General features: G+C 63.0%; 9 protein-coding genes and 1 pseudogene. All 10 read right to left on the bottom strand.

Annotated features, from left to right (window positions below; translation table 11 throughout):
• A pseudogene (locus tag TSB10GB4_RS23810) lies at positions 1-270 on the bottom strand (hypothetical protein); the annotation flags it as partial.
• A 10-nt stretch (positions 271-280) separates the two neighbouring features.
• Positions 281-1,300 carry a zinc-binding dehydrogenase gene (locus TSB10GB4_RS10380; RefSeq protein ID WP_186395700.1) on the bottom strand — a complete coding sequence of 340 codons (1,020 nt, stop codon included), beginning with the start codon at positions 1,298-1,300 and terminating at the stop codon, positions 281-283.
• Positions 1,297-2,340, bottom strand: coding sequence for a branched-chain amino acid ABC transporter permease (locus TSB10GB4_RS10375; protein ID WP_186395699.1), 1,044 nt, complete (start codon positions 2,338-2,340; stop codon positions 1,297-1,299). The genes TSB10GB4_RS10380 and TSB10GB4_RS10375 overlap by 4 nt, the downstream gene beginning before the upstream one ends.
• A gap of 2 nt (positions 2,341-2,342) precedes the next feature.
• On the bottom strand, positions 2,343-3,200 hold the full coding sequence (locus TSB10GB4_RS10370) for a branched-chain amino acid ABC transporter permease (RefSeq protein WP_186387635.1): 858 nt from the start codon (positions 3,198-3,200) through the stop codon (positions 2,343-2,345).
• Positions 3,187-3,915: an ABC transporter ATP-binding protein gene (locus TSB10GB4_RS10365; protein ID WP_186395698.1), complete on the bottom strand. Its 729-nt coding sequence runs from the start codon at positions 3,913-3,915 to the stop codon at positions 3,187-3,189. The genes TSB10GB4_RS10370 and TSB10GB4_RS10365 overlap by 14 nt, the downstream gene beginning before the upstream one ends.
• Positions 3,912-4,661, bottom strand: a complete 750-nt coding sequence (locus TSB10GB4_RS10360) for an ABC transporter ATP-binding protein (protein WP_186395697.1) — start codon at positions 4,659-4,661, stop codon at positions 3,912-3,914. Before TSB10GB4_RS10360 ends, TSB10GB4_RS10365 begins: the two co-directional genes overlap by 4 nt.
• A gap of 1 nt (position 4,662) precedes the next feature.
• Entirely contained in the window at positions 4,663-5,952 is a 1,290-nt protein-coding gene (locus tag TSB10GB4_RS10355) for an ABC transporter substrate-binding protein (protein WP_186395696.1), read from the bottom strand.
• A 78-nt stretch (positions 5,953-6,030) separates the two neighbouring features.
• Complete coding sequence (locus TSB10GB4_RS10350) at positions 6,031-6,831, bottom strand: SDR family NAD(P)-dependent oxidoreductase (RefSeq protein ID WP_244570884.1); 801 nt, start codon at positions 6,829-6,831, stop codon at positions 6,031-6,033.
• A gap of 348 nt (positions 6,832-7,179) precedes the next feature.
• Positions 7,180-8,454 (bottom strand): ABC transporter substrate-binding protein, encoded by a 1,275-nt coding sequence (locus tag TSB10GB4_RS10345; RefSeq protein WP_186395702.1) that lies wholly within the window; start codon positions 8,452-8,454, stop codon positions 7,180-7,182.
• A 69-nt stretch (positions 8,455-8,523) separates the two neighbouring features.
• Positions 8,524-9,151: alpha/beta hydrolase (locus TSB10GB4_RS10340; RefSeq protein ID WP_244570883.1), on the bottom strand; the 628-nt coding region annotated here is incomplete at its 5' end.

Genomic DNA, 9,151 nt, shown 5'->3' with positions numbered 1-9,151 from the left:
AGATGCTTGGACGTGTCCATGCCGATGCGCGTAATCTCGTTCATTGGGCGGCTCCTTCGATGTGTTGGGACCATCATCTTGGCGCAAAACGACGCCGGATGGGGGCCGTCCACCCCAACGGAACCGGTCAGCCAGTCCTTCCGCGAAGTCGAAGCCTTCGAGTGTCGCAGCGCCGTGCAGGAACAGAACCGGCTTCCCCTTGCCGACCGCCTTGACCACCGTGCGGATCCCGCCAATGTCGTATTCCAATGTCTCGAACTGAACAGTCATTTTTGCCTCCTCAGGCGATCTCGGGCTGGATCAGCACCTTGCATTGTGTGGTCCGCCGGCGCAGGCCCTCGAAGATCTGAGGCACCGGCGATAGACCGATCCGGTCGGTGATAATGGTCTGCGGCGCAAACCTCGCGCCCTCGCCCAGGACATCGAGTGCGATGCCGAATTCGTGGTGTTGATGGAAAAAGACGGAGAAGATCAGATCGATCTCCTTGGACAGCGCGACAAACGGATCCCAGGAATCCCCACCGACGCAAAGCCCAACTCCGATCACCTTGCCCTGCAACCGGACCGCCTCGGTCGCCGCCTGCAGCAGCCCCGGCTTGCCCACGCATTCAAAAACGATATCGGGCGGCCCGCCACACAGATCGGCAAGATGGTCTGCCAGCTTATCGTTCGATAAGGCAAAGCCGGTCGCGCCGAGGGCATAAGCGCGTTCTGCCTGATGGTCGTGGAGATCGGCCATCACGACGTGCGAAGCGCCCAGACGCCGCGCCCAGAAGGCAATGAGAAGACCGATCGGGCCCGCGCCGAGAACAGCGACACTGTCTCCGACTTTCATCCCAGAGCGCACGACACAGTGAAGCGCCACGGCAAGCGGCTCCGCGAGGGCGGCATCGCTCACCCTCACGCCATCGGGAAGAATGTGGCACTGCCGCGCCGCGACCGCCACATACTCGGCATATCCGCCGCCGATCAGTCTCATCTCCACGCAGCGCGCCGGGTCGCCCGACCTGCAACGTTCGCAATGACCACAGCCACGCATCGGAACGACGGCCACCATGTCTCCGGCTTTCAGGGTCGTCACCGATTTGCCAACCGCCACGACCTCACCGGCAATCTCGTGACCGAGGACGAACCCTTCACCGATCCCGAACGGCGCCGGATCCTCCGTGATATGAAGATCGCTGCCGCAGATGCCGCAGGCCTCCACCCGTAGCACCACCTCGTCGCCTCCCGGCGTCGGGTCGGGCACCTCGCCGATCCGTAAGGGTCGGCCGACCCGGTCGAAGATCGCCGCCTTCATGCCCTGTCCTTCCTTTCGACAAGGAGGTGCCGTCTGATCGGAAACCAGGGTGCATCCCAGTATTTGGAAATCATCCCCCAGATGCCGGTGCGCGCGTAAAGCGCCACGAGAACAGTCATCACGCCGAGGACGACGAAATAGCTCGCGCCATACTCGCCGAAGAGCCGGTCGGCGACGAAGTAGATGAGGGCTCCGATCAGCACGCCCTCGATCGTGCCGATCCCGCCGATCATGACGATGAAGATCGCCACGTTCGACCACATCGGATCGAAGGCGGACGGCGGGTTGATGCGCAACTGCGCCATGAAATAGACCGCACCCGCAAAACCGCAGCCGACCGCGGCCGCGACATAGATCATGAAGCGCAGACGGCCCACGTTGATGCCCTGACTGGAGGCGGCAACCGGATTGTCGCGCATGGCGATCAGAGCAAGACCGTAGCGCGAGCGCAGGAACAGGTAGCTGCCGCCGATGGAGACGAGGATCATCAGCGCGCAAAGCACCGACATGGCGACGTTCCGCTCGAAGCCGGAATACTCGCGCATCACGGCGAGCGACATGCCGGCCCCTGCATTGACCCATCCGAGATTGGACGCCACCAGGCGGAACACTTCGGCCACGACCCAGGTCCCGATGGCAAAATAGGGTCCGTCGAGCCTGTGGAGCAGCAGATAGCAAGGAACAGCGACCAGAGCCGGCACCACCAGCGCCAAGGGGATGGCGAGGAACGGGTTTATGCCGAACGTCTGCGCCAGAACGAAGACCGCATAGCCGGTCACGCCGATGAAGGCCTGCTGTCCGACCGAGACCAGCCCCGCATAGCCGGCCAGCATGTTCCACATTTGCGCAGCCACGATGTAGCAGCACAGTTCGAGGACCATCCGGATCGTCCCGGTTTTCGCCCACCACGCCATGGTGGAAAGGGCGACGATCACGAGAACGAAGAGGCTGAGCGCGATAACACCGGAAACAGTCTGACGGCGCACCCTGATCGCCGGCGGTGCGGCAACGGCATCGGCGGAGGTCGAGATCGAGGTCATGTTCACGCTCTCCCAAAGAGGCCTTGCGGGCGCAGGGCAAGCACCAGCAGGAAGACGATGTGGCCGGACAGCACTCCGAAACCGGGATCGATGCGGAACCCGACGGCCTGTGCGACACCGAGCACCATCGAGCCGGCGAACGCGCCCCATACGGAGCCCATGCCGCCGATGATCACGGCCTCGAATGCATAGATGAGTTGTGCTCCGCCATCGGCCGGCGCGACAGTCGAACGGAGGGACTGGAAGACGGCCGCAAAGCCGAGAATGCCGACCGCGATGGCCGTGGCCATGGCGTAGACGGACTTCGGATTGACGCCAGTCATGGCGGCCGCCTCGACATCCGCGGAGGCGGCGCGCAACGCCCGGCCGAAACGCATGCGCTTGAGCATGAGGTCCAGCCCCAGAGTCAACCCGGCGGCGACAAGAAGCACGATCACCGGCAAGAGGCCGATGTAGATTCCGCCGATCTCGATCGAACGGCTCTCCAGTCCGCCGCCGGGTAGCGAACGGCTGTTGGCCGACCAGATCTGCAGCATCAGGTTCTGCAACGCCAGCGAAAGACCGAAGGTCGCAATCAGCGACGGCAGAGGATCCTCGCCGACAACGCGGTTGAGTACGGCGCGCTGCAGGATCCAGCCGAATGCCAGGGCCAGCGGCACCAGCGCGGCCATGACGGCAAAGGGTCCTAATCCGAACGATGATGCCAGCGATATGCCGATCAGGGACAGAAGGATGACCAGGTCCCCGTGGCTGACATTGACGATCCGCATCACGCCGAACATCAAGGCCATTCCGAGCGCATATTGCGCGTACATGCCGCCCAGGAGGATACCCTGGACCAATGCGTCAACCCACTGCATGGCCACCTCCGAAATAGGCTTCGCCGATCTGTTCGCGGGTGATCTCCTCGGAGCGGCCGCTCAGCGTTACCCGGCCCTCGAGCATGCAATAGAGGCGATCCGACGCCGACTTCGCCAGACCGACATCCTGCTCGACCAGGATGATCGAGGTGCCTTGCGCGCGGACTTCCGGAAGCACAGCATAGATCTCTCGAACGACCCTTGGGGCGAGGCCGAGACTGATTTCATCGCACAGCAGAAGGCGCGGCTGGCACAGCAGCGCGCGGCCGATCGAGACCATTTGCTGCTGCCCGCCGGACAGGCTCTCCACCGGGGTTCTGGCCTTTTCCTCGAGGATCGGGAAGAGCTGGTAGAGCCGCGACAACGTCCAGCAACCCTTGCGCTCGAAACGGCTTGATTGATCGATCGCGACGCGGAGGTTGTCGCTCACCGACATCCCGGTGAACAGGCGCCGCCCCTCGGGAACGATCGCCACGCCCTTCTGCACCATCCGATCGGTGGGCGTACCGCCGACGGGCACACCATCGAAATGGACCATGTCCGGAGCGACGGGCAACAATCCCATGACCGCGCGAAGGAAGGTGGACTTTCCCGCTCCGTTTGCCCCGATGAGCGCCACGGCTTCGCCCTCGTGCACCTCCACATCGACATCGTAGAGCGCCTGGAAGTCGCCGTAACCGGCCACGAGACCGTGCGTTGAGAGAACTTCCGTCATGCCTCGATCCCCATGTAGACACGCATGACTTCGGGATCGGCGATGACCGTCTTCGGTTCGCCTTCTGCGATCTTTTCGCCAAAATTGAGGACCAGCAGCCGGTCGGCCACCGCCATCAGCGCATGCAGGACGTGCTCGATCCAGATGATGGTGACGCCGCGGTCCCGGATGCGGGAAATCAGCGCCACAAGGTCTTTCGATTCCTCGTCGGTCAATCCGCCGGCGATCTCGTCGAGCAGCAGAAGCTGCGGCGAGGAGGCAAGCGCGCGTGCCAGTTCGAGCCGCTTGCGGTCGAGGAGCGTCAACGACCCGGCCAGCGTGTTGGCCTTTTCGAACAACTCGCAGTCACGGAGCACCTGCGCACAGAAGTCGTAGCTTTCCGCCTCCGAGCGGCCGCCGCCGAAGACGGAAGCGACGAGCAGGTTCTCGAAGGTCGTCATGCCTGAATAGGGTCGCGGTATCTGATAGGTCCGCCCGATCCCCATCCGGCAACGGCGATGTGGCGGCTCGCCCCGGAGCCTGACCTCGCCGAGCCGGATCTCGCCGCCTGACGGCTTGAGATCGCCGCTGATCAGGTTGAAAAGCGTCGTCTTCCCCGCGCCGTTCGGGCCGAGAATGCCGAGTACCTCGCCGCGATAGACATCGAATCCGACGTCGTGCAGCACCCGGACAGCGCCGAAACTCTTCGACACGTTCCGGGCCTGGAGAAGACATTCCCGCGGATTGTTTTCCTGCTGCCCGTGCATGTTACCAGGTCAGCGCCACGATCTTCTGCTCCGGCGGGAACAACTGGTTGACGGTGTTGTCGACGATCTTCAGGTCATAAGGCCATGTCTCGCCCTTCACCCACTGGCCGCCGAAGATTGGGGTCGTGCAGATGTTCTTGTGCGGCTGCCCGGAGAAGCGGATCTGCCCGACGACAGTCTGCAGATCCGTAGCGGCAAGCGCATCGCGGTTGGCTTCGCGATCGAGGGGATTGCTGGAGCGCCTGAGAACGTCGATGGCGATCTCGAGAACCGCGTGGGAGTAGCCGAGGGGCTGCGTCCATTGCCGCTTCTGTTCCGCTTCCCACTGATCGGCGATCTGCTGGCCGGACTGGGCGGTGATGGAGGACTTGAACGGAAAAGCCGGCGTCCACCAGACTTCGCTGGTCATACCGTTGCCGAGTGGTCCCATGGCCTCGACCCCGCTGGGGAACAACAGCGCCGCAGCAACGGTCACGGCCTTGGGCTTGTAGCCCTGCTGGTTGCACTGGGTTACGAAGGTCTTCAGGTCGTCGGGATAGGTAATGCCGCCGATGATCTCGCAACCGGCCGCCTTGAACGCGGAGATCTGCGCTGAGAAGTCGTTTGTCCGGGGTTGGAAATAGCCCGGTATGGTGACGTCGTATCCGGCTTCCCGCGTCGGCCTGGGCAGACCATAGTCCTCGTTGCCCCAGGTCTCGCCATCGATATTCTGCGGAAACAGCATACCGACCTTGCGGTTGGTATCCAGTCCGTTCCAAAGACCTACGAAAGTGTTCAACGCTTCGTCGAGACCCCAGAAGAAGTGGTAGGTCCAGTCGAATTCGCCGCCGCCGCGAGGCATGATCACCGCCTGCCAGGGAGCGCCGGCCGAGATGCAGGGCGTCTCGTAAAGTTCAGCCTGCTCCATGGACGGCAGGATCGTGTCCGTGGTCGAGGCCGGAACGAGGATGTTCACCTCGTCGTTGAGGATCAGATTGCCGGCGATTTCCGCCGCCTTGTTCGGATTGGACTGGCTGTCGCGCTCGAGAATTTCGATGTCGTACAGATCTCCCTTGGCTGACCGGATCTGCCCTCCGAGCGCTTCGCGGATCTTCTGCACGGTGAAGCCGTCGGTCTCGCCAAACAGCCCGAGCGGACCGGTGGCCGGCGAAATGTAGCCCATCTTGATCCTGCCCGCCGTCTGTGCGCGCAGAACCGTCGGCATGGCGAGCGAGCTTGCCGCCACCGACGCTCCGAGCCCCTTGAGCACGGTTCGCCGACTGGGGCGGATGAGTTTGTTGATAAAGGCCATTTTTGGTTTCTCCTCTCCAAATCGGCCGGCGCTTGCCCTGTTACGGGCACCTCCTCAAACGCGTCGTCCTTTCGCCTGTCAGGTCATGCGGATCAGTGAACCGCCATCGATCACCACCAGGGATCCGGTCATGTAGGATCCGGCTGGCGATGCCAGCAGCAGTGCCAGTCCCTTGATGTCCTCCACATCGCCGATGCGGCCGATCAGCGACTGCGCCTCGAATGCGACGCGGTCTTCCTTGTTGCGCAAACGTCCCCCGGCAATGTTGGTGATGAAAGGTCCGGGCAGGATCGCATTGACGCGAATTCCGTAGGCACCCAGTTCCATCGCCATGTGGCGGACGAAATGGTTCACCGCCGCCTTGGCAGGCATGTAGGACGTGCCGACGATGCTCTCGTTGATCTCGCTCGCGATCGAGGACGTGACGATGATCTTTCCCGCGCCCCGCGGCTTCATGTGGCGCACCGCGTTCTTGACGGTCGTGTAGACCGAGGTCAGGTTGATTTCGATTCCGCGGTCCCATTGCGCATCGGGAATGTTCTCGATCGCGCCATCGGGATTGCGTTCGCCGAGCGGCGTCAAGAAGCCCGGCCCCGGGTCGATACCCGCATTGGCATAGACCGTGTCGATCCCGCCATGTTTGTCCGCCACCTTGTCGAAGGCTTCGGCCATCGCGGGGCGGTCGGCCACGTCGACCTCGATCCCCCAAACATCCCCGCCGGTCGAGGAGATCTCGTCGATGGTCCGCGCAATTCCCTCGCCGTCGACATCGAAGATGCAGACCCGCGCGCGCCCGGCGGCCATGATCTCCGCATAGGCCCGGCCAATCCCGCTCGCCCCCCCGGTCACAATCACGGACTGGTCGCGCACATCGAACATCTGTTCCAGCCGGGACATGGCTTATCCTCCCCTCCCATATGCAGGCAGACAGGAAGGACGCCCGGCCGCGTCGCGGCCGGTGCTGCGGGCGCTGTGGGTTCGCCCGGATCCTCCACTTGTCAGTATGCCTTGCCCACCTCCCCCGATAGGCAAAGAGCGTCTCCTCGCCCCATAACGAGGCCTCTACCCCGCTCAAGTCAAATGCACAAAACGCCGATTAATATAGCCATGAGTTATGAGCAGCCCTCGAAAGTCTTGGAAAAATGATACAATGACAAGGATCGCGCCAGGAATGCCGGCGCGATCTCGCGATCTTCAACAATCCTGCAAACAGGCCATACCGCCAGTTCAGGTAAGCGCTTCCATCTGTCCGCCAGTCGGGATTTCGGGCGCAGCCCCATTCTCAACAACGACGAGGTCGTAGCCGCCATCCACCTTGATCCGCCATTGACCACCGGTCAGCGGCGTTTTGCAGACGTTCTTGGCCGCGAACTCGGGAACCCCCTCGCCATTCCAGGCGACCTTGCCGACGACCGTTTCCAACTGCGTGGTCGCCAGCGCTTCGGCGACAAGGTCGCCGTCGGTCGGATCTTCCACGCGGCCCATCACGTCCGCCGCCACCTCGAGCAGCGAATGAACGAAGCCGATCGGCTGGGTCCAGGGGCGCTTGGATTGCGAGGTGAAGTCCGCCGCCAAGTCTGCAGAGCTCTGTCCGGTCAGCGAGGACCTGAACGGATGGGACGGCGTCCACCAGACCTCGGACGAAAGGTTGTGCCCGGCATCACCAAGCGCTTCGACCGATTGCGGGAACAACAGCGCCTTGGCGACGGTGACTGCCTTCGGCGTGATCCCCTGCTGGCGCAACTGGTTCCAGAAGGTCGTGAAATCCGGTGGGATAAGAACGCCGGTGATGATGTCGGTCCTGGCAGACTTGAAGGCGTTGATCTGCGCCGAGAAGTCATCGGACAGGTTCTGGAAGCTGCCCGGATTGGTCAGGTCGTAGCCGCGTTCCGCCAGCCCCGGCTTCAAACCGTTCACGGGGTCGCCCCAGGCGTTGCCGTCCGCATCGTTGGGAAACAGTCCACCGACTTGCCTGTTGGTATCGAGCTGGTTCCACATGGCGGTGAAGACGCGGATCACATCTTCCATGCCCCAGAAATAATGATAGGCGTAGTCGAAGGGCTGCCAGGTCGACGGATCACGCGGATTGCCCTGCTGCCCGATGAACCAGGGTTGCCAGGGCGCCACGGTGGAGACGACCGGCACACCTTCGGATTCGCACACGCCGGCGACCGGATTTGTCGTCTCGGGCGTCGATGCGACCAGCATCATGTTCACCTTGTCGCTGAGGATGAGCTCCTTGGCGACATCGGCGGCGCGGTTCGGATTGGACTGGCTGTCCTTGACGACGACCTCGAAGTTCCCGCCGTGCGGGGAAGTAAGGAATTTGGCGATATTGTATGCGTCGCTTTCGGCGAAACCGGCCAGCGGACCGGTCTGCGGCGAGACGTAACCGAGCTTGATCTTCCTGCCCTGCGCGATCGCCGGCGCGGGAAGACCCGAAGCAGCAAGCGTCAGCCCGGTGGCGACGGTGGTTCTCAGAAACGTCCGTCTGTCGAGCATCATGTCTCCCTCCCTTTGTATGTCGTCTTGGTGTTCATCCGCTCCCGCACCATCAGGATTCGGAGCTTTTTAGCGCGGCGCCGCCATGGTGACCCGGCCGCCCGCGGCGAGTTCTGTCAGGATCGATTGCAGCATCGCGATTTCCGCATCACAAACTTCATGAGCGCGCCCTGGGATCGTATCGGTCCTGAGTTGCGCGCCACCTTCTCCAAGCTCGCGTACCGCCTCGCAAAAGGCGCCGATGGGAATCCAGGGATCGGCATCCGATCCGGTCAGATAGACTGGCAATCCGGCGCGAAGCTTGTACGGACGATCATCCGCCGCAACGCCGACCCGGCATCCTGTGAACGCCACGAGCGCATCCGGGGCGGCATAGCCGGCAAACGCGTATTCAAGCGCGAGACAGGCGCCCTGCGAAAACCCCGCCAAAACCAGTGGCAGGTCTTTACCGTGGATCGCCCGCGCGTCTGCGATATCCTCCGCGAGGTGGTCCAAGGACGCAGCGAGCGCCGCGCGGGCGCCCACCGTCAGCGGATCAACCGCCCGGGCCGCGTACCAGACCCCGCTCTCCGCGCGTGGCAGCACGAAGGTAACGTCCGGCAGGTCGAGCCTTTCCACGATATGCGACTGCATTTCCTCGGGCGACTGGCCGCGGCCGTGAACCAGAACGCAAAGCCCCTTGGCTCGGCCGCGGGCC

Origin of the sequence: Stappia sp. TSB10GB4, from assembly GCF_900185745.1 — a bacterium.
GTDB lineage: Bacteria > Pseudomonadota > Alphaproteobacteria > Rhizobiales > Stappiaceae > Stappia.
This window is presented reverse-complemented; position numbering and strand designations above follow the sequence as displayed.

Bases quoted from the DNA above. Each gene is read 5' to 3' on its own strand.
- TSB10GB4_RS10360 (WP_186395697.1), bottom strand. From the start codon at position 4,661: ATGCACGGGCAGCAGGAAAACAATCCGCGGGAATGTCTTCTCCAGGCC.
- TSB10GB4_RS10375 (WP_186395699.1), bottom strand. From the start codon at position 2,340: ATGACCTCGATCTCGACCTCCGCCGATGCCGTTGCCGCACCGCCGGCG.
- TSB10GB4_RS10370 (WP_186387635.1), bottom strand. From the start codon at position 3,200: ATGCAGTGGGTTGACGCATTGGTCCAGGGTATCCTCCTGGGCGGCATG.
- TSB10GB4_RS10355 (WP_186395696.1), bottom strand. From the start codon at position 5,952: ATGGCCTTTATCAACAAACTCATCCGCCCCAGTCGGCGAACCGTGCTC.
- TSB10GB4_RS10365 (WP_186395698.1), bottom strand. From the start codon at position 3,915: ATGACGGAAGTTCTCTCAACGCACGGTCTCGTGGCCGGTTACGGCGAC.
- TSB10GB4_RS10350 (WP_244570884.1), bottom strand. From the start codon at position 6,831: ATGTTCGATGTGCGCGACCAGTCCGTGATTGTGACCGGGGGGGCGAGC.
- TSB10GB4_RS10380 (WP_186395700.1), bottom strand. From the start codon at position 1,300: ATGAAGGCGGCGATCTTCGACCGGGTCGGCCGACCCTTACGGATCGGC.
- TSB10GB4_RS10345 (WP_186395702.1), bottom strand. From the start codon at position 8,454: ATGCTCGACAGACGGACGTTTCTGAGAACCACCGTCGCCACCGGGCTG.